This window comes from Cohnella sp., assembly GCF_041641335.1.
Taxonomy (GTDB): Bacteria; Bacillota; Bacilli; order Paenibacillales; family Paenibacillaceae; genus Cohnella.
Genome location: NZ_JBEPYQ010000029.1, coordinates 43269 through 68014, shown reverse-complemented (window position 1 = coordinate 68014; position 24746 = coordinate 43269). Strand labels below are relative to the sequence as shown.

Below are 24746 nucleotides of genomic sequence, written 5' to 3'. Positions count from 1 at the left end.
CGTCCTGCTCTCCGGATTCAGGCAGCAGCTCGCCTCCGAGCCGGAACGACGCTGATTTCATATTCCTCTTCTTGCATGGAGCTGCCCCATAAGTAAACAGAGTCGTACCGAACGATTATCGATGGATGCAGGGTAATGGGCATCTATCTCCTTCCGATGCAAGATACCCCGATCCTGAAATTTGATTGGTTAACCCGTCACAGGGTGATTTCAGGACCGTATGAGGCAGTCTCCAGGAGATAGATGCCTTTCTTTTTTTCATCGATAATCTTGTACGCCCTTACTTATGGGGCAGCTCCATTTTCATCTCAAAATAATGCTTGACAGCGCTTCCCGGGCAATGGTAGTATCTTCTTCCTTTCGCTTTTATTCCATACAGGAGGACAATACTTTGATTACCGTTAGCGGAATCAGCAAGAGCTTTAAAGTAGCCCGAAGGTCTTCGGGCTTCGGAAGCGCGTTTAAGTCGCTGTTTCGAAGGGAGTATACGGAAGTGGCCGCGCTGAGCGACGTCACGTTCTCGATCGGCCCCGGGGAAATCGTCGGCTACATCGGACCGAACGGGGCGGGCAAATCGACGACGATCAAAGTGATGAGCGGCATTCTCGTCCCCGACGGCGGCACGTGCAGCATTATGGGGTACACGCCCTGGCTCGATCGGGTCCAATATGTGCGCAACATCGGCGTCGTATTCGGCCAACGTTCCCAGCTGTGGTGGGATGTGCCGGTCATCGATTCGTTCGAGCTGCTGCGCGACATCTACGACGTGACGGACAAGGAATACCGGGGCAACCTGGAGCTGCTTACGGATACGCTCGTCCTGGGAGACCTGCTGCGGACGCCCGTGAGGCAGCTCAGCCTCGGACAGCGGATGCGCTGCGAGATCGCCGCCTCCCTGCTGCACGGTCCCGGCATTCTGTTCCTGGACGAGCCGACGATCGGGCTCGACGCCGTATCCAAAATCGCGGTCCGGAAGTTCATCTCCGCGATCAACAAGGAGAAGGGCGTTACCGTCATTCTGACGACGCACGACATGAGCGACATCGAGGCGCTGGCGCAGCGCATTTTGCTGATCGGCAAAGGGAAGCTGCTCTACGACGGGAACCTCGCCGCCATGCGCGAGAAGTACGGAGCGGCCGAGAGCGGGGAGACCGGAGGCGGCTCGGCGATCGAAGAGGCGCTCGTCAACATGTACAAGGAGTACGAAATCTCATGAGGGCGTGCTACTCCGTATTCCGCTTGAAGCTCGCGACGGGCTTCCAATACCGTTCCGCCGCCCTGGCCGGCATCGCGACGCAATTTTTCTGGGGATTCATCATCATTATGGTGTATCAAGCTTTCTACAGCCAGCCGCTGGCCGATCCTCCGATCTCTCTGACACAGATTGTCACCTACATTTGGCTGCAGCAAGCTTTCCTCGCTTTTATCGCTCTCTGGTTCCGGGACAACGAGCTGTTCCAACTGATTACGACAGGCAACATCGCGTACGAGCTATGCCGTCCGAGCGGTCTGTACGGCTTATGGTATGCCAAGCTGCTCGCGCAGCGCCTGTCGAGCGCCGTTCTTCGCTGCTTTCCGATTCTCGCCGTCGCCCTTCTGCTGCCTTCGCCTTACCGGCTGACTTTGCCGCCCGATCCGGCGACCGCGCTGCTGTTCCTGCTCGTTCTCATTCTCGGTCTATTCATCCTGGTGGCCGTTTCTATGCTGATTTACATTTCTACGTTTATTACGATGTCTGCGGCCGGCTCGCTGCTGATGTTCGGAGTCGCTGGAGAGTTTCTCGCAGGCATGATCGTGCCGGTGCCTCTTATGCCTTCCTGGCTGCAAACCATCGTCTATGCGCTTCCGTTCCGGTTAGCGGCTGACTTTCCGTTCCGCGTATACTCCGGGCACATTCCGACAGACGAAGCTCTGGCCACGATCCCGATCCAGCTGCTGTGGCTGGCGGCGCTCGTGTGGATCGGCCGGTTCGCGATGGGCAAGGCGCTTAGACGAGTCGTCATCCAAGGAGGCTGAGGCGGAATGAGACTGTTCGGCAAATATTTGCTTATTTTGTTCAAATCCCAGATGCAGTACCGGACGTCGTTCTGGTTGCTGACGTTTGGACAATTTTTTATCCCTTTTTCCGTATTCGCGGGGCTGTACATGCTGTTCGACCGGTTCGGACAAATCCAGGGCTGGGAGTTTTTCGAAGTCGCGCTCGTATTCGGCGTCATCCACATGGCGTTCGCTGTCTCTGAATGTCTGGCGCGAGGCTTCGACATGTTCTCCACCCTGATCGTTAACGGCGACTTCGACCGGCTGCTCGTCCGTCCCCGCAGCACGGTGCTTCAGGTGCTCGGCTCGAAGTTCGAATTCACCCGCTTCGGAAGACTGCTGCAAAGCCTGATCGTGCTCGTATGGGCGCTAAGCAAGGTTGAGGCGAACTGGACGTTCATGAAAGGCGTTACGCTTCTGTTCATGATCGCCAGCGGAGTCATGATCTTCACCGGCATCTTCATCGTCATCGCGACGATGTGCTTCTGGACGGTGCAGGGGCTTGAGGTGGGCAACATTTTAACCGACGGGGGCCGGGAGATGGCGCAATATCCGCTGAACATCTATCACAAATGGATCACCCGCTTCTTCACCTACGTCATCCCGTTCGGGTGCGTCAACTACTTGCCGCTCCAATACATTCTCGGCAGAACGGAAGGAAGCGGCGTGCCGTACATGCTCGCTCCACTGGCCGGCTGCCTGTTCATCGTGCCCTGCCTGCTGCTGTGGAACTTCGGCGTCCGAAGGTACCGGTCTACGGGATCGTAGGAGTGGGTGGGGCGGGGGCCGCGGGGCTTTCTTGGGGCTTTCTTGGGACTATCCCCGTCAGTCAGGACCGAGGGAGGCGAGGCCGAGGCCAAAGAAGTGCCTTGGGGGCATCCGGGTTACGAAGCCAGGGCAATAACGATGCCTCGGTAGAGTGTGCCGCGAGGTCGAGGCCATAAAAGTGCCTTGGCGCATACCTCGCTTTATTCAATGACTGCCCCATTCGCATACCTGGATATACACCCTATGGAGGAGCTCTCGAAAAGCGAGTTGCTCGAAACAATCGAGTAATTCCTCCCAGATGGTGCTCAAACGGAAGGCGTTGTTCTAAAGAATCGAGTAATTCCCCCCAAATGGCGCTCAAACGGAAGGCGTTGTTCTAAAGAATCGAGTAATTCCCCCCAAATGGCGCTCAAACGGAGGACGTTGTTCTAGAAAATCGCACATTGGCACACGGATGAGGCCCTGACGAAAAAGAATTAATCGCTATTTCATACATTCTTTCCTCTCAGCCCCCTTGCCCCTACCTGGTAGAGCGCTCCCGAAGAAACGTAACCAAGATGTGGAAGAATCCACGTCTATTAAGTCTGATTGAATCGGGCTACTGAGTCATACATCGGTACAACGAGGCTGCAACCTTGCTCAGTCGAGTTACATCAGCAAACCGTGGTACAGCGAGGCTGCAACCTTGCTCAGTCGGACTACAGAGTCAAACCCACAGTCGGCTGCAAGGATTTTGCCCCAACGCGCTCTTCACGGCGATGGCATCGGCTCCAGCAGTCCCATCTGCACGCAAATGTTAGCGGACAGGCGCTTCGTCGCCTCGCGGAACCGGATATCCAGGCTATCCCCGAGCGTCAGGACGATCTCTCCGTCACCGAAGACGGCGTGCCGGACTTTAGTTCCGACGACGAGCAGCGACGGATCGCGAATTGCGTTCGGATTCGCCGGAGCGGACGTCCGCGGTCGCCCCTTCGCGCCCGCGGACGCCGGTTCCGGAGTTCTGAGCTGAAGCCGGCGAACGTCTTCGACGAAGCGGGACAGCGTAACCGGCTCATCTTCCTTCCTCGCGTACGAGATCAATTCGAGGCGCCGCTTCGCCCTCGTCATGCCCACATAGAACAGTCTGGCCGCTTCCTCCATATCGTCGGCGTCCCCTTTCTCCCACTTGCGGACGTCATCCGTCGAAGGCAGCACGCCTTCGATCAAGTCGACGATGTACACGAGAGAGAACTCCAGTCCTTTGGCGCTGTGTAGCGTAGACAACGTCACTGCTTCTTCCCGCTTGCCGCCTTTCGACCGCTTCATTCGTTCCTCAAGAAATTTCAATCTGGCCGCAAACTGTTCCATCGTCTCCAGAGGCTCCGCGATCTCCTCCAGCGCATTCAAAATGCCGAGCAGCACCTCCTTGCGATAGCCCATCCGCTCGCACGACTTGTCGATAGCCTTGTCGTAGCCGAGCTTGCCGCGAATCGTCCGGATCGCCGCCAGCGGCTGCGCTCCTTGCATACTGTGGAACGCCATCTTACATGCCGCCAGCGCTTTCCCTTGGTATTCTCGCAGCGGAATATGTTTAACCAGACGGTCGAACACGGAGTCTTCCGGGTCCGCTTGAAGCTCCAGCAGCTGCTCCATCTGTTTTTTCGAAATGTAGCCGCCGAACTTCAAATGGATTTTCCCCAGAATGTCGGCACGCCGGTCGTTAAACGTCAGCCTCATAAAGTTCAGCACGTCCTCCACGATCCAATGGGAGAAAAAACGCGCATCCCCGTCCTTCATATAGAAGGGAATGCCCGCACGATCAAGGGCGTTCATCAGCATGATGGACGAGCTGTTGTTCCGGTACAAAACCGCGGTGTCGCCAAGTTCGCCCTCGTCGACGATTTTCTCCGTCACGTATTTCGCCTGATAGCGATAGTCCGGCAGCGCCGTGACGACGATGTCTTCTCCGGCCGGATTGCCCGTGAACATGTTCTTGTCGTAACGATCGCGGTTGCGCTTGATGAAACGGTTCGCAACGTCCACGATGTTCGAGGTCGAACGGTAGTTTTGCTCCAACAGCAAGACTACCGCCCGCGGGTGCTTCCCCTTGAAATCCAGCAAATATTTCGGCTCCGCGGCGCGCCAACCGTAGATGCTCTGGTCGTCGTCGGCGACGACCCACAGATTGCCGTGTTTGCGAATCAGCTTTTCCACGATCTCGTGCTGCACGAGCGACGTATCCTGGCTCTCGTCCGTCATCACGTAATCGAACCGGCCTTGGTACTTCGCAAGCAGGGAAGCATCCGCTCCCAGCGCCGCATCGGCTTCCGTCAGCATGTCGTCGAAGTCGATCAGCAACCGATCCTCGGCCGTCCGCTTATAATGCTCGTACTCCCTGTAGATCGTCTCCGCCCTCGGAACGTCGCATTTGACCGACGACAGCCCGTCCGGCGGAATCAGCTTGTTTTTCGCAAAGCCGATATACCTCGTCAGCTCTTCCATCCGGTCGTCCGGCGGATAGTCTCCGTTAGCTCTGCGGTACAGCTCGCGGATGATTTTCGGTTTGTTCGGCCGTCCGTCGTCTTCGTCTCCGCCCCTGCCTTCGATGATCCGGTACGTTATGCCGCGCCTGCGAAAATGATCCCTGACGATCTCGAACGCCAGACTGTGAATGGTGGAAAAGTCGGGAGCGTTCGCCGCCAGCGCCGGGAACAGCTTGACGAACCGCGTCTTCATATCCTCCGCCGACGCTTTGCTGAACGTCACCGCCTTGATCCGCTCCGCCGGGACTTTCTTCTCTTCTATTAAATAGGCGATCCGCATCAGCATCGTCGTCGTCTTGCCCGACCCCGGCGAAGCAAGCAGCAACAGCGGACCCTCGGCATGAGACGCCGCCCGTCGCTGCTGCTCGTTCAGGGCGACCCCGGCCTCTTTCGCCATTCGTTCAAAGAAATTCATTGGCTCTCTCCTGCTTCCATATCCTGTCTAGTACGGCCGCATAGGCCTCTTCGGCGGTTACCTCCGCATTGCCGGAGCCGTCTCGAAGCTTCATTTCGACTACGCCTTGACCGGCTTGCTTGCCAACGACGATACGAATCGGCACGCCGATGAGATCGGAATCCTTGAACTTCACGCCGGCCCGCTCGTCGCGGTCGTCGATCAACGCATCGATTCCAGCGGACAAGAATCGTTCGTAGAGGCTTTCGGCCAGTTCCCTCTGTGCATCGTCCTGCATCGAGACCGGAACGATATGAACGCGGAAAGGAGCGATGGACATCGGCCAGACGATACCGGCCTCGTCATAGTTCTGCTCGACCGCGGCGGCGAGCATGCGGGATACGCCAATACCGTAACAGCCCATCACGAGCAGCCGCTTGCGGCCCTCCCCGTCCAAATACGTCGCATTCAAACGTTCGCTGTATTTCGTTCCGAGCTTAAACACATGGCCGACCTCTATCCCCTTGTGAAAACGATAAGTTCCTTCGCCGCACCTCATACAACGCTCACCTTCCGCTGCTTTGCGAAAATCGCCCGTCGCTTCGACGAAGAAGTCTCTGCCCGGCTTCACGCCTCGTACATGGTAGTCCCTTTCGTTCGCTCCCGCGATCCAACCGTCTCCCTCCACGATTTCCCGATCGGCGAAAATCGGCACGTTCAGGCCGATCGGACCGACAAAGCCGATCGGCGCTCCGGTCGTCCGGGCCACGGCATCCGCGTCCGCAATGGCCAGTTCCGCAACCCGTAAAAACGCCTGGAGCTTCGCCTCGTTCACCTCGCGGTCTCCGCGGACCAGCACGGCGACGATCTCGCCGTCGGCTTCGTAGATCAACGTTTTCAGCAGACCGGAAGGCGGCACATCGAGAAAATTCGCCAGTTCTTCGATCGTCCTTACGTTCGGAGTATAAAGCCGCTCCGGCATCGGCGCCGATTGTCCCGTCTTCGTCCCCGCAACCTCCGACACGCCTGCATCCGCCTTCTCCAGATTGGCTGCATACCCGCAATGCGAGCACGAGACGATCGTATCCTCGCCGATATCGGCGAGCGCCACGAATTCGTGCGTTCCTCCCTCTCCGCCGATCGTTCCGGCATCCGCTTCCACCGCCCGTACGTTTAACCCACTCCGTGCGAATATGCGTTCATAAGCCGCGTACATCGCTCGGTAGCTTTGATCCAGTCCTTCAAGATCGATATCAAACGAATAGGCATCTTTCATCAGAAACTCCCGGCCTCTCATCAGCCCAAAACGCGGACGCCTCTCGTCCCGGAACTTCGTCTGAATCTGATAGACGGTCACGGGCAGCTTCCGATAAGAATGGATTTCCTCGCGGGCCAGCGCCGTAACGACCTCTTCATGGGTCGGTCCGAGCGCAAATTCCCTATCATGGCGGTCGCTTAACCGCATCAACTCCGGACCGTATGCGGAATAACGCCCGGATTCCCGCCACAGCTCGGCAGGCTGCATCGCCGGCATCAGCAGCTCCTGCGCGTCGGCGCGATCCATCTCTTCTCGAACGATTCCTTCCAGCTTGCGCAGCACTCTACGGCCCAGCGGCAAAAACGCATACACTCCCGCCGCCAATTGCCGGATGAACCCGGCCCTCAGCAGCAGCCGGTGACTGACCGCCTCCGCCTCTGCCGGCGCTTCCCGATACGTTTGGGCGAACAGTCGGCTTTGTCTCATCGTTTGACGACCCCCTTTGATTACAAACAAAAAAACACACTCGTCAAGGGACGAATGCGTTCGCGGTACCACCCTCATTCGAATACCGTCCGCTCGCGCGTTCGGCATTCCTCAACCGGATAACGGGATTTTCCCGGCAGCGGATACTTCGGATTCACCGCTGCGGCTCGCAAGGCGGGAAGATTTCGTGCCGTCGGGAAGCTTCACAGCCTGGGGCTTCCTCTCTGCGCGGCGGCGTGCCGAATCTCATATCCTTGGTCTAAGCCATTCATCGTATATAGGTCAACATAGCTTCCCGATAATTTACACTATTCCTTCGAGCCTTGTCAATTCTAATCCGGAGAATCGTACGATTCCGCGAAATCGCGCTCGTACGGCGGTTCGGCATACGCTTCGCCCAAACGCTGCTCTCGCACGCTCCTGTCCGCTTCCTTCCGCTCTTCCCTCAGCGATTCTCTGAGCTTCTGGATTTTCTGGCGGGACAGACCGGTAAGCTCGCGAATCGTCGCCGTCTCGAAGCCTTTCTCCAGCATCTTCAAGGCGATTTCCTGCTTGCTTTCCGTCTTCCCTTTGAGAATCCCCGCCTTAATCCCCTCTTCGCGGCCTTCCAGACGTCCTTCCTTGAGGCCTTTCTTCATCCCTTTGAGTTCCCAAGAAGTCATCCATTCCATCAACTTCCCCTCCTCTTCCAGGCGTTGTCGTTCTATCGTTGCCATCAGCCGCTCTTCCTCGGCTTCGGTTAATTGCATATACGATTCGAAAAATACAGCCAGCAGCTTCATGCGCGCCGGATCGAGCCGCATCCGGGTAATCATCCGCAAAAACTCGAGCTTCACCTGAACGCGTTCCTCTTTATTATAGTCCATACTGCTCAAAAGCGCAGCAGCGACCGGATTGTCCAGCTCGATAAACTCCCGCCAGTTTCTCCTCCGGAACTGCACCTTCAGATAGCGGAAAGTCATCACGTCGAGAAACGGAAAACGCCAGCCGAACTCGGAAGGCTCCTCCTGCTTGCGCCGATGACCGATAATGGCAATGGGAAGGATGCGCCGGCGATATTTCTCGTACAGCTTGCCGGAATAGAGAAACATTCTTTCCGGAAAAGTAAGCTGATAGTAAGATTGCGCCTCCAGATGAACGATAATGAGCCCACGCTTCTTTTTGCTTGGCCGCAAAGGCCCTTCCTCCTCGATCAGCAGCGTCTCGATCAAAATATCGACTCTTCCCGTCGTTCCCCGGACGACGTCCGAGAACACTTCCTTCGACAAAAACTTCACGTGCGAGTAATCGATGGCGCCGGAGATAGAAGGGAAGAACAATTCCATAAACGATTTAAAGAAATGCCGCAGCAGTTCCTTATACAGACGGTCGTGCCCCATACGCTGCCCTCTCCCCTCACCATGAAAAATTCTCCGAGAAACGAAAAAGCCGCCCTTCTCCATTAGGAGAACGAGCGGCGTGTGCTTCACGACCGAATCTTATTATTGGCCATATCGTAACATGCCGGACTCGCCGGCGCAACTGCTTTTTACGATCGAAGAAAAGCGAGAAGCGGTTCGGACGAGCCGGGGTCAGGAAGGATAAACACTCGAATGCCTTGTGCGGCCGCCTGCTCTTCGATGGAAGGCAGCGGCTTGCGAAGCGCGACCGCTACAATGTTGGACAGCCCCAGCAAGTCAGCGTCCCCGTCGTCCCGAATAAGCGCTACCTTCGGATAAGGCGCGGACTTGAAGCCTTCGATAATCAGGTCGTCGAGTTCGCGCGTCTCCATCTGCGACACCAATTCCTCGACGGACGTCGTTCGCTCCAATACCCAAGCGGTTCGCGTCGGTGAAACGATCGCCGTCGCCGACGAGCCGGCTTCCCGGTGCTTCCACGTATCCGTGCCCGGCGGCTCCGGCTCGAACTGATGGGCGTCGTGCTTAAGCGTGCCTACTTTGCGGCCTTCGGCGGCGAAGGCTCGGATAAGCTCGCACGACAACGTCGTTTTGCCCGATTTTTTGTACCCGACGATTTGAATGATACGCATCGCTGTCCGTTCCCTCCCGGCTACCGGCTTATTTTCCAGGCCTTCACGGGGTGTCCCCGCTTCAGCCCTTCCTTGAGCGGGGGAATTTCGATCAGGCAGTCCGCCCCGACGATCGTCGTCATCAGACTCGATTTATCGTCCCCGGTCGGCGTTACCCATACTTGTCCGTCCCTGATCTCGGCGCTGGCCCGAATGTAGCGGCGGTAGGCGTTTACTTTCGGGAAATCTTCGCCCAAGCATGCCGTAAACGAAGGATGGAGCGGCCGCTCCATCCCGAGCATGCGGCGCAGCGCCGGAACGGCGAACAGATGGAAGCCAACGAAGCACGCTCCCGGATTGCCGGACAGCGCGAGCACCAGCTTGTCACCGAACAGCGCCGCGGATGTCGGACTTCCGGGCCGCATCGCGATTTTGTTGAACAGCAGCTTCACGTCCGGCTGCGCCAAAATATCGACCATGACGTCGTAATCGCCAACCGATACGCCGCCGGTCGTCAGCAGCAGATCGCATTCGGCCAGCGTCCCCCGCACGAGCTTGCCGGCTGCCTCCGCTTCGTCGGGCACCTTGCCGAGCAACATCGGCTCCGCGCCGAACTCCCGTACGAGCGCCGCCAGCATCGGCGAGTTGCTGTTGCGAATTTTCGCGGGCGCGAGCGGCTCGTCCACTTCCAACAGCTCGCTTCCGGTGGACAGAATCGCCACGAGAGGGCGACGCGATACGGCAACGCGGGCACAGCCGCAAGAAGCGAGCACGGCGCTCTCCCCCGCCCCGATCCGCTGTCCGGCGGGCAGCAGCTTCTCTCCTTCGCGAATCTCGCTGCCGATCTCGGAAATATTGGCGCCCCGCGGGACGGACTTGCCGATCTCCACGTATGCACGGCCTTCCCGTTCCCCGGGCGAAGTCATCTCCAGCATGACGACGGCGTCCGCCCCTTCGGGCACCATGCCGCCGGTCATGATCCGGGATGCTTGGCCGGGACCTATCGGATGCTTCGGCTCGGTGCCTCCGGGCAGATTCTCCAGCACGGCGAGCTCCGCCTGGCCGTCAGGCCGGGCATGTTCCAGATCCGCCGTGCGTACGGCGTAGCCATCCATGCCCGATCTGCGGAAGGGCGGAAACGGATGCGGCGCGATCAGCGCCTCCGCCAAATGTCTGTCCCACGCCTCGTGCAAAGAAACGGTCTCGGCGCCAAGAACCCGAATATGATCCAGTATCGCTTGCTGCGCTTCTTCCGGCTGTATTGCTCTGCGACGAAAACGTTCGGGGGTGTCTGTCTGCTGCATAGTAGAAGCTAACTCCTTTGCTGCGTATGCTCCGCCCATCGGGCGTTCTCCTTGGCGAGCTGTTCCGGCGTATCGATATCCTCGGCCAAAGCGAGCGAATGCCCGCCGGCCTGCAGTTCGTCCTCTCCGATCTCGCACCGTTCCATTCGCTCCATCCAATCCCGCAATCGGCGCATTCCGGCTTGCAACAGCTCTTCCGCGATCGTACCGGTTTCCTTGCGGTAGACGCCGTGAAGCGGCTGAAGATTCCCTCCGATTACGGGAACCGCCGCCTGATCCCGGCCGCTCGTCAGCCGGCCGAGCAAGTAATCGGCCGCGGCCGCGCTCGGATACGGCTGATCGCAGCCCAGCAGCCAAATATACGGGGACGCGGCGGCTTGGAACCCGGCATGCACGCCGGCAAGCGGGCCTTCTCCCGCGTAGATGTCGGACACGGTCCGAACGGACGGCACCGTCGTCCGCAGCTTTTCGGCAAACGCCGGATCGTTGGCCACGACGACGATCTCGTCCGACATCTTCGCCGCTTCGCGAAGCTGGCGTTCGATAATCGTCTCCCGACCGATCGTCAGCAGCGCCTTATTGCGGCCGCCCATTCTCCTGCCTTCTCCGCCGGCCAAGATAACCGTCGTTACTTCCGCCTGCTTCACCGCTTCGCACCTCGCCGAATTTCTATGACTATTGCAGGCTGACCCGCGAATAGAATGATTCATTGATGTTACTGTTTCTACCATTGTAGTCTTCTATCGACTAACGAAGCAAGCACATTGGTCACTATGTCTGCGGAAGCAGAGACACGAAGCTGTACCAGCCCGAGCCGACCCGGAACGCGGCGCACCCGTCCTTCCGGCCGACTTCGCTGACGCCCGCAGCCAGCCGGGCAGGCGTGTTCCCTTCCAGCACTTCCGTGCCTTCCACGGACGGCACGTAGATGAGCGCGGTCGCATTGGCCGGCACTTCCACGACGAGCAGCAGCTCACCGTTCACGACCCTCCACTCCGTCGCGACCGGCCCATGCGCGCTGTCGTAGCGGCAGCGGGCGAACGTCAATCCGCCGAGCGGCCGCGGACGAATAAGCAACTCCCCGAAGCCGGCGCCCTCCCGCCCGATGCCGCCGACGTGACGGAACAGCCATTCGCCAATCGATCCGAAGGCGTAATGGCACAGCGAATTCATCCCCGGATTCTGAAAACCTCTCTCCTCCGTCCAGCCGTCCCACCGTTCCCAGATCGTCGTAGCGCCCTGTCGCACGGAATACAGCCAGGACGGGTACTCCTCACGCAGCAGCAGACGGAACGCCAAGTCGGCATGCCCTTCCCGCACGAGCGCATCCATCAGAAACTTCGTGCCGAGGAAGCCCGTCGTCGCCATGTCTCCCAGCTCGCGAATTTTGCCGACGAGTCTCGCGACCGCGGCCCCCCGCAGCCTCTCCGGCAGCAGTTCCATTTCCAATGCCAAAGCATAAGCCGTCTGCGTATCTCCTTTAATCCGCCCTTCCTCTTCCACAAACCGATCGGCGAACGCGAAGCGAATCTGTTCGAACCGCTCCCGGTAAGACCGGCAGTCCTCCTCTTCGCCCAGCGCTGCGGCGATATCCGCCATCCGCTTGGCGCTGTAGGCCATATACGCAGTCGAGAAAATATCGTAAGGCGTCGTGGAGTAATGACTGACCAGGCGTCCGAATTCGGCGATTCGCTCCTCGAACGGACGCTCGTTCACGGACAGCCAGTCCCCGTACTGAGGCACGTCGTCGCGAATGCCGTCAGGGAACTGCGCGCGATTGAATTCGACCCAGCGCTTCATTGAGTCGTAATGCTTGCGAAGCGCGCGCTTGTCCCCGTAGGTTTCGTACAGCAGCCACGCCACGATGAGCGGCGCGTCCGCCCACCCCGCCGAAGCCGTATGCGTGTATGTGAAATCGTTGTCGTACTCGGTCTTCGGACCGAAAATAAACGGAGCGAAATCCGTATACGCCCCGGTCGGCCTCTGCGCATCCACCAGATCGACGAGCCACTTCGCGTAGAAAGCCGAAACATCCATATAATAAGCAGCCGTGCCGGAGAAAATCTGTCCGTCCCCCGTCCAGCCGTGGCGCTCGTCCCGCTGCGGACAATCCGTCGGCACGCTCATGAAGTTCGCCCGCTGCGTCCAGCGCACATTCTCGATTAGCCGATTAACGAGAGGATGCGAAGTTTCCAGTTCCCCCGTGTCCGGCAAATCCGAGTGAACGACGACGCCGACCGCATCGCTCAGCTCGAACGGTCCGCCCCCGCTTACTTCCACATAGCGGAAGCCGTGATACGTAAAAGTCGGCTCGAACGTCTCCTCGTCCCCGCCTCGGCATACGTACACATCGGTCTGTCGGGCGAAGCGCAGGTTGTCCGTATACAATTCTCCGCTCGCGTCCAGAGCCTCTCCGAACCGGAACGTGATCCGCGTCCCCTCCGCTCCCCGCACGCTTGCGCGAATCCACCCCGCCATATTTTGTCCGAAGTCGATCAACACGCGCCCGTCCGGCGTCCATCGCAAGCTGTGCGGCGTCCGCTCCTCCGTCTCCCGGATCGGCCGCGACATCTGCGCGACGATCCAGCCGCGGTAATCGTACATGACATCGACCGGACTCCAGCCCGCATCCGCGAAGCCCGGCCCGCTCCAGCCCGGCATCTCCAGCCGCGCGTCGATCGTCTCTCCCAACTGCAAATCCGAGGAGACGACCGGGCCGAGAGACGCCGCCCACGATCCGTCGGTCGTCACCTTTTCCCGCGAGCCGTCTGCGTATTCGAGATTGAGCTGCATCAGGAATGCCGGGTCCATGCCGTATTTCTGATACCCGAACATGCCGATATAGCCGGAGTACCAGCCCTGCCCCAGCAGAACGCCTGCCGCGTTGTCCCCTTCCCTCAGCCAATCGGTTACGTCGTACGTCTGATACTGAACGCGTACATGATAGTCGGTCCATTCCGGCGAGAAGACGTCCCGTCCGACGCGCTGCCCGTTCAGCCACAGGCGGTACAGCCCGAGCGCAGTTGCGTATACGGTCGCCCTGCGCACGCCCGCTCGCACGACAAATCCCTTGCGCAAGTATACGTTCGGCTTGGGCGCTTCCTTCGTCGGCTTGACGTCCTTTTTCCACCCGATCCATACGCCGTTCCATTCGTCCCGGCTCAGCAGGCCCATCGACCAACTGGCCGTCTCGCTCCAGGGACCTGCGCGGCCGAGCTCGTCCCAAGCCCGCACCTTCCAGTACGCCTGCTGCTCAGAGACGAGCTCGCTTCCCTCATATTCCACCTGCTGCGTCGCCGCGCTCTCCACGATTCCGCTGTCCCACAAATCCCCTTCGTCCACGCCCAGCAGCTCCGGGCTGGAGGCGACCAGCACCCGGTACGCGCTTTGCGCCGCTCCTCTTCTGCCGCACGCGACGATCCATCCGAGACGGGGACGCACGACGTCTATCCCAAGCGGATCGTCCAAATGTTCCGTACGAAGCCGCTGCGCTCTCAACGTTTCCATCTCTCTGCCTCCTAGCTATCCGTGTCTCTCTACCCTTTAATGCCGCCCGAAGCGACGCCCTCCAGCACCCTGCCGGAGAAAATGAAGAACAGAATCAGAATGGGCACTGTCGCCATAACCGAACCGGCCATCGCCAGGTCGATATTGTACATCAGATTGTTCGTGAACTTCATGATCATGAGCGGAATCGTCTTCTTCGCTTCGCTCTGCAGCATGATCAGCGGAACGAAAAACTGGTTCCAGATTTGCACCGACATAATGATGCAGATGCTGAACACGACCGGGCTCGCCAGCGGGAACATGACCTTCGCGAACGTCGTCCATTCCCCGGCTCCGTCGATCTTCGCCGATTCGTACAGGTCTGCCGGCAGCTTCTCGAAAAACGTCGTCAGCAGAAACACCGGCATCGACAACCCCGACGCAAGCACGATCACGACGCCCCATTGCGAATTCATCAGCCCCATGTCGCGAATAAGCAGGAAAATCGGAACGATACCGAGCTGCACCGGAAACATCAGGCCGATCAGAAAATAAACGAGCAGCCCGTTCTTGAAACGGAAGCGGAACCGGCCGATCCCGTACGCGACCATCGACGACAGCGCGATCACGATCAGCAGCGTGGCGGCCAGAATCAAGACGCTATTGAAAAAGTAACGGTGAAAGCCCGATTCCGCGAACAGCTTGCCGAAGTTGGCGAAGTTGAACACTTCCGGCCAGCCGAACGTGTTCGACAGCAGCTCCTTCTTCGACCGGAACGCCTGGTAGGTCATATAGCCGAGAACGAACAGCGTAAAAGAGGAATACAGCCACAGGATCGCGGAGCTGGCGTACGTTCTGCGCGCTTTCAGATTCATGCTCCATCCTCCGTTCGGCGATAGGTAAGGACGACTTGAACGACGGCGACGACGAAGATAACGGAGAACATGACGCAGGCGATCGTCGTGCCCATCCCCATGGCGTTCACGTTCATCGTACCTCCGACCGCGCTGTTGTCGCCGAAGGCGATCCGATAGAAGAACAGCGCCATCACGTCCACGCTGCGGTTGATGCCGCCGGATACGCCGCCCAGAATAAAGCTGAAGTCGAACATCGTCATCGCGAAAATGTAAGTCAGGATGAGCATATTCAGCACCGTCGTCTTGATCTGAGGCAGCACGATGCTGAAAAATCTCCGCCAGTAGGACGCTCCTTCGAGCAGTGCGGCTTCCATCATTTCAACCGGAATCATTTTCATCGCCCCGAGGAAAAAGATCATGCCGACGCCGATGCCCGACCAAGCGACCATCATCCAGACGATATAGATGCCGAGCTCCGGCAGCCCGATCCACGGTCTCGTCCACTCGCCCAATCCGACCGCTTCCAGCAGCTTGTTAAAGACGCCGATGTTGCCGTCGAAAATGAGCGTGCCCATGAACACGATCACAGGCGTAGCGATAAATTGAGGCGAGAAAATCATCGCCTGGAAGAAGCGATGTCCTTTGATTCGGCTGTACAGCAAATAGGCCATATAGAGCTGGCCCGGCAGCACGGCGAGCGTGTTAAGCAGAAACAGCACGACGCTGTGCCGGAACGCTCCGGTCAGCTGCCCGAACAGTTCCTTGTTGCCGAACAGCTCGGCGTAATTGGCGAAGCCGACGAACGTCTTCGGCCCGATCCCGTCCCATCGGTTCAGGCTGATCTGGAACGCTGAGAAGATCGGATAGACGGTAAACAAGCTGTACAGCGCGAACCCCGGCAATATGAACCATAGAAACGGCCTTTTTTTGAACCAAGCCAACCGTAGCACCCTCTTTGCCCGCGGCAAAGGCCGGGCGGCGCCGCATTAGCGCCGCCCGGCCTTATCCGGATGATGTCTTCGTGTTTACTGCGCCGGGTAAGCGGCCGCCTTGTCGAGAATTTCCGCACCTTCGGCTCCGGTAATCGCGGACGTCATCAGCTTCGGAATGACGTCCTTCATGAGCACGTCGGCCGCATTGGACTCCTGCGAGGACAGCGCGGTCAGCACGCTGTAGATGTTGACGCCCGCCTCGTCGAATACCGCCAGCTCCTTGACGCCTTCGTCCTTCGCCACAATGTCCTTGAGCGTCGGCACGAGCCCTACCGCGTCTTCCAGAATTTGCTGCGCTTCGAGCGAATTCAGGAACTCGATATATTTGACCGCCTGATCGGGATGCGCCGTCTTGGAGGACACCGCATACGTCATGAAGTTGCTGTAGCTGGACTGCACGACCTTCTTGCCTTCCTTGTTCGGAATCGAGAAGCGGCCCAGGTTGATGCCGGAATCGACGTACGTCGCGTTAGCCCACGTTCCGTCGACGATCGCCGCCGCTTTGCCGTTCGTGAAGGCGAATTGCGCGGCCGCGTAGTCTTGGGCGAGGAAGTCTTTGCCGAAGTAACCTTTGTCGATGAAGTCCCGGAACGCCTGCAGCGTCTCGGCGACGGCCGGATCGGTCAGCTTGCCTTGTCCGGCTTGGGCCGCCTTCAGCGCCGAGTTGGAGAAAGCCGGAGCGAAGGCGAAGATCGGCCAGGCGCGGTCCCACTCGCTCTTGCCGGCGAGCGCGATCGGCGTCAATCCGGCGGCCTTCAGCGCTTCCAGGCCCTGGACGAATTCGTCCCACGTCGTCGGCGACTGCAGGCCGTTTTTCTCGTACAAGTCCTTGTTGTAGTACACGACGTTCGTATCGAAGAACGACGGCAGCGAGCAATAAATTTTGCCGTCCACCGTACAGTAAGTTACCTCGGATTCGGCATAACGAGACAGATCCAGGTTGTACGGAGTCAGATCCAGCAGGAAGCCGTTCTTGACCATTTCGCCCATCTTCGCCGTCTTGTCTCCCTGCACCCAGAACAGGTCGGGAAGCTCGTTCGCCTGCAGCGCGACGTTAAGGCTCTGGTCGTTTTGCGCGAAGTCGTACTCCAGCTTGATGTTCGGATACTTGGCCGCGAAGGCCGCGTTGATCTTCTTGAACGGCTCTTCCAGTACGGCTTGGTTGCCCAAGTCTCCCCACACCTTTAATGTGACGCTCTCTTCTTGAGGAGCTTGCGAGCTGGCCGCGGGAGCGCTTCCCGACGGGCTGGCCGACGGACTGGACGCATCGTTTCCATTGTCCTTGCCGCCGCCGCAGCCTTGCAGCACCGCGCCGGTCATGGCGAACAGCGCAAGCGCGGTAACGAGTCTTTTTCCCTTCAAATGAAACCCCTCCGATTTTCGTAGGAATGTAGGCAAGATCGCGATCTTCCTACAGTGTAAGCGATTGCACCTGAGCGCTCCATGCAGCAATCGCCTGAGAACGTTCCATCTCAATCGAAGAACGCGACCGTTCCCCGGGTGATGTTCCATATTTTACGAATCAGGTTCCATTTATCCGGAATTACCTTCTTTGCTTAAACTGCTTCACCGTCTGTCCGGTCGTGCGCTTGAACACTTTAATAAAATAATTCGGGTTCAAGTAGCCGACCCGGGCGGCAATCTCCTCGGTAGACAGCTCCGTCTCGTGGTAAAGGCGGATCGCCTCGCGGATGCGGATACGCGTCAAATAGTCGGAGAACGCCTCCCCCGTCTCCTGGCGAAAGCGCTGGCTGAAGTGGCTCGGGCTGAAGCCGACGCGCTCGGCGGCGTCCTCCAGCCGGATCGGCTCTGCGTAGCGGCTCTCCACGAACGCCTTCGCCTTGGCCAGCCAGCCCCGGCTCGCTTGCAGCGACGAAGCCGCCTCTTTGGCCCGCGCGAGCATCTCCTCCAGAATGCGGACGAACTCCGCTTTCGTACCGGCCTTGCGGAACGCTTCATTCGTCCCGAACCGGCCGCGGAGGCTCTCCGGGTCCAATTCGTAGCGCTCGATCATCAGATTCATCAGATGGGTCGCGATCATCTCGCCGATCCTTCCCCATTCGGACGGAAGCAGCCGCTCCGCCGAGTCGGCCATGCGGCGGCGAATCTCGTCCCCCAGCTCCTCGAAGTGGAGAAACTCGATTTTATTTTTCGTCTGCCTGTACAGATCAAGCCATTCCTGCTCGCCCATTTCCCGCAATACGGCGCTTTCGCCGAAGTAGATGCCCGCCCCCTCGTAGAAGCACATCCGAACGGCACGCTCCGCATCCGTTCTCGACTGCCCGAGCCGCTCGAACGGCAGGGAGGCTCCCGCTCCAGCGACGAGCGCGACGTTTAGGTTTTTCGCCCATGCCGCGGTCAGCTCCTCGGCGATCTGCCGCAGCCGAACTTCCCCGTCGGGATCGCTTGCATCCAGCGCGCAGGCGCCATGCAGCATGCCGTCCTGCTCTCCGAAGTATTCCAGGCCGTCCAGCCGGGAGAAGATCTCCTCCGTCTGCAGCGCCATCGCTTTGCGTTCCGTCTGCGAGTAGTCCGACTCTCTTGGCAGCGGCATCAGAACAAGCCAGCGCGCCGACCTGCCCAGCGCTTCCAGCCGCTTCAGCAGCGACGGGCAATGCCCGGACAGGAGGCCGTCCGGCTGCTCCTTCGTCCTTGAAAGCAGTCCGGTCTTCTCGTCGGTCAACGAGTTCGCTTCCGCGCCCCTGTCTAGAACGCGCTCTCCTCCCGAGCTCCCTTCCTCTCCAACCGTCAGAGCGTCCAGAACGCGCAGCAGCTCCTCGGGTTCCATCTCGTATTTGGAAATATAGTCGTTCACGCCGGCCTGAATCGCCTGGCGGGTATATTCGAAGTCGCTGTAGCTGCTCAAAATAATAAAACGAAGCCCCGGATCGAGCCGCTTCAGCTCGCGGATCAGCGCGAACCCGTCCATTCCCGGCATGCGGATGTCGGTCAGCACGATGTCGAACGCTTCTTCTTCCGCCGCGCGCAGAGCTTCCTCCCCGCTCTTGAATACGCCGGCGATCCGATAACCGCGGCTTTCCCATTCGATGATTGATTGCAGCCCGATCCGCACGAGCGCCTCGTCGTCGACGATCATCACTTTACGCATGCGAGGGCTCCCCCTTTTCCACCGTCGTTTCCCCTATTCTTAAAGGCACCTTTACCGTAACGGACGTGCCTGCCCCCGGTTCGCTCCGTATCGTCAAGCCGTAACTTACTCCGTAATGAAGCTGGATTCTCTCATGAACGCTGCGCACGCCCAGCCGATCGGTCGGAGGAGCGGACAACCCGCTTACGAGCGCCTTTACCTTCTCCGGCTGCATTCCGACTCCATTGTCCTCGACCGTCACGAACAGTTGGTCTCCTTCCGACGCGGCGGACACTGTAAGTTCCCCGGGACGCTCCGACGGCGCCAAGCCGTGAATAAGCGCGTTCTCGATCAGTGGCTGCAGCAGAAACTTGAGCACCTCCACCCGATCCAGCCCATGCGGAACGTTCGTCGAGAACTCGAAGTGCTGGTAGCGCACCTTCTGAATCGCGACGTAATTGCGCAGAATCGCGATCTCGTCCGCCAGAGACACGGGATCGCCCGACCCGCGAAGCGCATAGGTAAGCAAGGCGTTCAGCGAATCGACCATCTCTTTGATGTTGTCCTGCTTCTGAATCATCGCCATCCACCGGATCGAATTGAGCGTGTTGTACAGAAAATGCGGGGACAGTTGATTCTGCAGCACCCGAATTTCGGCGTCCTTCTTTTTCTTCTCCTGCTTGGCGACCTCGTCGATCAACTGTTCGATCTCGTACATAATGGAGATGAACGTATCGTTCATCTCCACGATTTCCACCGCTCCGCCGAACCGCTTCAGCTTGCCCGGGCGGACGCCCTTGATACCCATCTTCATGTTCAACGTCAGCCGACGAATCGGGATGACGAGATCGAGCGCCAGCAGATGTGTGACGACGAGACCGAGCAGAATACATCCGAACAAAATGAACAGCGCCTGTCTGACCGTACGATAGATCGGCTCGTACAGCCGGTCGAGCTGCATCTGCACCGCCAGTGTCCAGCCGTTGCCCAACTGGCCGTCCGTGAATGACAGCAGCCGGTCGCTTCTGGCCTCGTCGATCGACACCTCGTTGTCGACGAGCGCTTCTCCGCGTTCGTCCAGCAGCTTAAGCGCCGTATCCTCCTGAAACTTCGTCTGCCGAAAAATATCGCCGATCGCTTCGACGCGAATGACGAGCGTCAACGTGCCCAGCTCGTTCAGTTTCTCGTCGCGGATCGTCCGTCCGAGCCTGAAGGCCCGGAACTTCGTGTAGCCGTCGTCGAACGTTATCGGGGCGAACCATCTGGCTCCGCCTTTCATCTCCCCCACCGCCGCCCGGTAGGCCGGATCGCGCACGTTGTACTCGTCTATGGCGTTTTTGCCGTACGTATAGATGGCGCCCAGCGTCTCGATCTTGATCGAGCGGATATAGCTGTTCTGGTCCGCCCCCAGCCAAAGCACGTTCAGCTTCTCGTTAATCGCGCTCTCCACCTTAAACCGGTCATAGGCAGACTCCGGCTCCGTCTTCGCCAGCCTCAGCAGTTCGCCGTCCGTCATGATCTGCTTGCTGAGCTGCTCGTAGCTTCTCATCCGGTCGTCGACCTTCTGCCCCATCAAGCCGAGCAGGTCGGTCGCGTACTCGGCGGCTGTCGCCTTGGAGGAGGACGTATAGTTTTCCGTCAAGTAGTAAATGCCCGCGAGCGCGGGAAGCAGTATAAGCGGCGTGTAGACGAGCACCAGCTTGTAAGGCAGGCGGATACTGCGCCAACGCGTCGGAAGTTTGAAGCGGCCTATCCTCATCCGTCTCCCCCTCTTGTATGCGCTTTCCCACCATTCTAGCACAGATGCCCGCAACTTCGTCCGTAAACAAGCAAAAGGGGATTCCCCAAAGTCACAAAAGATGACTAGGGATATCCCCTGTTCTTATTCGCTTAAGAGTCACTCCCAACGACGACCTGCAAGTCGGCCAGCAAAGCTTCGGCAGCCTGCTTCCCTTGCGCGATGCAGTCCGGCAAGCCCACGGCTTCGAACGCCGCGCCAGTGGCGTTGACGCCCGGCAGCCGCTGCGCGAGCTTCGCGCGGAAATCGGCGATCGCTTCGACATGCCCGACCGGATATTGCGGCATCGAACGGCGCAGCCGCGTAATCTCGGCGAATTCCGGCGCCGCCTCCAGCCCCATCAAGTCGCGCAAATCTCCGCGCACCGCGGCGATCATCGCTTCGTCGTCCAGTTCCACGCCCTGCTCGTCGTTCGCGCGCCCGACGTAGCAGCGGATCAACCGCTTGCCTTCGGGCGCGGTATGTTGCCATTTCGACGAGGTCCACGTACTCGCCGTGATGAGGCGTTTCTCCCCGCGCGGGACGAGGAAGCCGGAGCCGTCCAGGTCGTGATCGAACCCTTCCGCCGCGTCGTAGCCGAACACGACGTTGGCCACGGAGACGTAGCGGATCGCCAATAGCGCGGAGACGTCCGTATGCGGCTCAAGCAATTCCGCCGCCGCATAGGCAGGCAGCGTCACGATGACCTGATCGGCCTGGCAAGACGTTCCGTCGGACAAGCTCAGCCGGTATGACGGTTTCTCCGCCGAACCCGCCGACGCTATCTCCCGAACCATCGCTCCCAACCGGATATGACCGCCCGCCGCACGGATTCGCTGTTCCAACGCTTCGATCACCGTCGACAGCCCGTTCTTGAACGTCAGGAAGACGCTGGCCGGCAGCGCCGGCGAACCCGCGGAGCCTGCCGACGCCCTCGCCTTCGAGGCGGCGGCAGCAGCCGCCTGAGCCGCTTGCGTTCCGGCGTTCAAGCTTCCGTGCTCCTCGACCATCCGTTTGAACTGCGGGAACGTCGCCTCCAGCCCCAGCTTGTACAAGTCGCCCGCGTGAATGCCCGCCAGCAACGGCTCGAAAACGCGCTCCACCATTTCCTTGCCCATCCGCCTTTCCAGGAACGTCCCGACAGGCTCGTCTCCCGGTTTCGCGTCCTCGGGCAGGTCCGCTTCCTGGAGCGCCCTCAGCTTGCCCTGCTCGGAGACGAGCTCCGTCTGCATAAATTTCTCGCGATCCGACGGAACGCCCATCACCAGCCCTTGCGGCATCGGAACGAGCTTGCCGTCCCGGGAAATATACGTCATCATCGCCTGCGGGTTCGTGCCCGTCAATTCCCCGACAAGCCCGAGCTCCTCGGCCAGCCGGATCATCGGCAGCTTGCGCGCGAGGAAGGAGTCGGGCCCCCGTTCGATGACGAATCCGTCTCTGCGCAGCGTGTTGACCCGGCCGCCGAGACGGTCGGAGCCTTCCAGCACCGTTACCTCGACCGCCTCTCCGCCCTCCTCGGCCAGCTTAAGCAAATAAAAGGCGGCGCTGAGGCCGGTAATCCCGCCGCCCAGCACCGCCACCCGGCGACTTCTATTCGTCATGGCCGTTTCCCCCGTTCGCCGCGCCGATAACCGAATCGGCAAGCGCAGCCATATATTGCGGATCGTCGTTCAGCATGCGGATCCGCTCCAAACGAATCCCCTTCTCGTCCGCGAACTTCTTCGCTTCGATATCGATATCGTACAGCACTTCCAGGTGGTCCGACACGAAGCCGACCGGAGTCACGAGCACGGAACGGACGCCTTCCTCCGCCAGCTTCTCGAGCGTCTCGAGAATGTCCGGCCCGAGCCAAGGCTGGCCGGTCTGACCGGCGCTCTGCCAGGTGAACTGCCATTTGTCCACTCCCGCTTGCGCGGCCACGGCGGCAGAAGTCGCCAGCAGTTGATCCGCGTATGGGTCGTTCAGCTCCAAGATTTTAGCCGGAAGGCTATGGGCGCTGAACAGTACGAGCGCTTCGTCCCGATCGCCAAGCTTCTCCAGACCTTCGTTCACGCGTTCGCTCAGCGCTTCGATCAATTGGGGATGCAGGTGGTACTCCTCGACGCCGCGGAAGCGAATGCCGTGCTTCTCCGCTTCCTCCCGCGCCCGCTTCAAGTAGCCGCCTACGCTCATCGACGAATATTGCGGCGTCAGAACGATGCCGACCGCTTCGCGAACGCCGTCCGCCGCCATCGCCGCGATGCCGTCCTCGATGAACGGAGCCGCATGCTTCAAGCCTTGATAGCAGGCGTAGACGCCCGCCCCGGCCAATTCGTCCAGCTTGCTCTGCAGAGCCGCGGCCTGACGGTTCGTGTTTTCGCGGAGCGGGAACACTCCCCCGACGATCGCCCGGTAACGGGAAGTCAAATCTTCCAACTGCTCGGCCGTCGGCGGATGTCCCCTGCGGATGTGCGTATAGTAGGCTTCCACGCCCTCCAGACTTTCAGGCGTCCCGTAAGACATGACAAGCACGCCGATCGTTCTTTCGTCCGCGCTCATACTTTGGCCTCCTCTGTCAGCTTCCGCTCGCTGTAGCTATGAATAAAGTCCGTCAACTCTTTCAGCTTGTCGAGCGACGCCTCCGGGAACAGCCCGTGTCCCAGGTTGAAAATGTAGCCGGGCTCGCGCATGCCCTCGTCGAGCAATCTGCGCGCATGTTCATGGATGACTTCGGACGGCGCAGTGAGCACGTAAGGATCGAGATTGCCCTGGATCGCGAAGCGGCCGCCTAGCCTGCGCCGGCCTTCCGCCAGCGGCACCCGCCAGTCGAGTCCGATGACGTTAGCCTGCAAGCCGGTCAAGTGCGGCAGAAGCTCGCCCGAGCTGACGCCCGGGAAGTAAATCTTAGGAACGTCCAAGTCCGACAACGACGCGAAAATGCTTTCGATATGCGGCAGCACGTACTCTCGGAAATCATGCGGAGCCAGAGAGCCGACCCAGCTGTCGAACAGCTGCACCGCCTTCGCTCCCGACGCGATATGCGCACGCAAATAGGTCGCGGCCATGTCCGCAAGCTTGCCCATGAGAAGATGCCACGTTTGCGGATCTCCATACATCAGCGCTTTCGTGCGAATATACGATTTTGTCGGTCTTCCTTCTATTATATAGCTGGCCAGCGTGAAAGGAGCTCCGGCGAAAGTAATCAGCGGAACTTCAAGCTCGCGGTCCAAAATGCGAATCGTCTCCAAGACGTGCGACAGATCGGCCTCCACGTCGATCGGCTTCAGCTTCTCCACGTCGGCCGCGCCGCGCACCGGGTTATGAATGACGGGTCCGATATCCTTGACGATATCGAAGTCGATGCCAATCGAAGCGACGGGATTCATGATGTCCGAATAAAGAATAGCCGCATCGACGCCCAGCTTGCGAACCGGCATCACCGTCACTTCGGCGGCCAGCTCGGGCTGCCGGCAAATTTCCAGAAGCGAATACTTCTCCTTGATTTTGCGGTAATCCGGATCGTAGCGTCCCGCCTGGCGCATATACCATACGGGTACGCGCTCCACCGCCTCCCCCTTGCACGCTCGCAAGAACACGTCGTTCTTCAACATAAGCTTCCAGCCTCATTTATGTACCGATTTGGTTTTCATTGCTTTCATTATGCCCCTTTTGCCCTGCGCGAACAACCTTTACTCCCGGACGGAGTATGACAATAGTTTGACAATGCGGTTTTTAACGGCTCGTCCGACTATGTTATACTGGCAATGCCTACGTTGGCAGCGAAGAAGGT

The 24746-nt window shown here is 59.2% G+C and carries 18 protein-coding genes; 3 read left to right on the top strand and 15 right to left on the bottom strand.

What is annotated here, in order from left to right; genetic code table 11:
* The first annotated feature begins 391 nt into the window (after positions 1-391).
* Genes ACESLM_RS11920 through ACESLM_RS11910 form a run of 3 tightly spaced genes read left to right on the top strand, consistent with a single transcriptional unit; the run spans position 392 to position 2805 of the window.
* Complete coding sequence (locus tag ACESLM_RS11920) at positions 392-1216, top strand: ABC transporter ATP-binding protein (protein WP_372631795.1); 825 nt, start codon at positions 392-394, stop codon at positions 1214-1216.
* Entirely contained in the window at positions 1213-2016 is an 804-nt protein-coding gene (locus ACESLM_RS11915) for an ABC transporter permease (protein WP_094041777.1), read from the top strand. Before ACESLM_RS11920 ends, ACESLM_RS11915 begins: the two co-directional genes overlap by 4 nt.
* A 6-nt stretch (positions 2017-2022) precedes the next feature.
* Entirely contained in the window at positions 2023-2805 is a 783-nt protein-coding gene (locus tag ACESLM_RS11910; protein ID WP_372631794.1) for an ABC transporter permease, read from the top strand.
* A 750-nt stretch (positions 2806-3555) separates the two neighbouring features.
* Here the strand turns inward: ACESLM_RS11910 and ACESLM_RS11905 are convergent.
* From ACESLM_RS11905 to hemE, 15 genes are all read right to left on the bottom strand, one after another.
* On the bottom strand, positions 3556-5742 hold the full coding sequence (locus ACESLM_RS11905) for an ATP-dependent helicase (RefSeq protein ID WP_372631793.1): 2187 nt from the start codon (positions 5740-5742) through the stop codon (positions 3556-3558).
* Entirely contained in the window at positions 5729-7465 is a 1737-nt protein-coding gene (locus tag ACESLM_RS11900) for a proline--tRNA ligase (RefSeq protein WP_372631792.1), read from the bottom strand. Before ACESLM_RS11900 ends, ACESLM_RS11905 begins: the two co-directional genes overlap by 14 nt.
* Before the next feature lie 332 nt (positions 7466-7797).
* Entirely contained in the window at positions 7798-8844 is a 1047-nt protein-coding gene (locus tag ACESLM_RS11895) for an RpnC/YadD family protein (protein WP_372631791.1), read from the bottom strand.
* Between the two features lie 149 nt (positions 8845-8993).
* Entirely contained in the window at positions 8994-9494 is a 501-nt protein-coding gene (mobB, locus tag ACESLM_RS11890) for a molybdopterin-guanine dinucleotide biosynthesis protein B (RefSeq protein ID WP_372631790.1), read from the bottom strand.
* Between the two features lie 20 nt (positions 9495-9514).
* A complete protein-coding gene (locus tag ACESLM_RS11885; protein WP_372631789.1) occupies positions 9515-10777 on the bottom strand; it encodes a molybdopterin molybdotransferase MoeA in 1263 nt (420 codons plus the stop codon).
* 8 nt (positions 10778-10785) lie between these two features.
* Positions 10786-11424 carry a molybdenum cofactor guanylyltransferase gene (mobA, locus tag ACESLM_RS11880; RefSeq protein ID WP_372631788.1) on the bottom strand — a complete coding sequence of 213 codons (639 nt, stop codon included), beginning with the start codon at positions 11422-11424 and terminating at the stop codon, positions 10786-10788.
* Between the two features lie 124 nt (positions 11425-11548).
* On the bottom strand, positions 11549-14284 hold the full coding sequence (locus ACESLM_RS11875) for an alpha-L-rhamnosidase (protein ID WP_372631787.1): 2736 nt from the start codon (positions 14282-14284) through the stop codon (positions 11549-11551).
* Positions 14285-14313: 29 nt separating this feature from the next.
* Entirely contained in the window at positions 14314-15138 is an 825-nt protein-coding gene (locus tag ACESLM_RS11870; protein WP_372631786.1) for a carbohydrate ABC transporter permease, read from the bottom strand.
* On the bottom strand, positions 15135-16061 hold the full coding sequence (locus tag ACESLM_RS11865; protein WP_372631785.1) for a carbohydrate ABC transporter permease: 927 nt from the start codon (positions 16059-16061) through the stop codon (positions 15135-15137). The genes ACESLM_RS11870 and ACESLM_RS11865 overlap by 4 nt, the downstream gene beginning before the upstream one ends.
* Positions 16062-16145: 84 nt before the next feature.
* Entirely contained in the window at positions 16146-17474 is a 1329-nt protein-coding gene (locus tag ACESLM_RS11860) for an ABC transporter substrate-binding protein (RefSeq protein ID WP_372631784.1), read from the bottom strand.
* A 181-nt stretch (positions 17475-17655) separates the two neighbouring features.
* Positions 17656-19221 (bottom strand): response regulator, encoded by a 1566-nt coding sequence (locus ACESLM_RS11855; protein ID WP_372631783.1) that lies wholly within the window; start codon positions 19219-19221, stop codon positions 17656-17658.
* Positions 19214-20959 carry a cache domain-containing sensor histidine kinase gene (locus tag ACESLM_RS11850; RefSeq protein ID WP_372631782.1) on the bottom strand — a complete coding sequence of 582 codons (1746 nt, stop codon included), beginning with the start codon at positions 20957-20959 and terminating at the stop codon, positions 19214-19216. Before ACESLM_RS11850 ends, ACESLM_RS11855 begins: the two co-directional genes overlap by 8 nt.
* A 131-nt stretch (positions 20960-21090) precedes the next feature.
* A complete protein-coding gene (gene hemG, locus ACESLM_RS11845; protein ID WP_372631781.1) occupies positions 21091-22578 on the bottom strand; it encodes a protoporphyrinogen oxidase in 1488 nt (495 codons plus the stop codon).
* Positions 22568-23515 carry a ferrochelatase gene (hemH, locus tag ACESLM_RS11840; RefSeq protein ID WP_372631780.1) on the bottom strand — a complete coding sequence of 316 codons (948 nt, stop codon included), beginning with the start codon at positions 23513-23515 and terminating at the stop codon, positions 22568-22570. The genes hemG and hemH overlap by 11 nt, the downstream gene beginning before the upstream one ends.
* A complete protein-coding gene (gene hemE, locus ACESLM_RS11835) occupies positions 23512-24567 on the bottom strand; it encodes a uroporphyrinogen decarboxylase (RefSeq protein WP_372631779.1) in 1056 nt (351 codons plus the stop codon). The genes hemH and hemE overlap by 4 nt, the downstream gene beginning before the upstream one ends.
* Positions 24568-24746 lie beyond the last annotated feature (179 nt).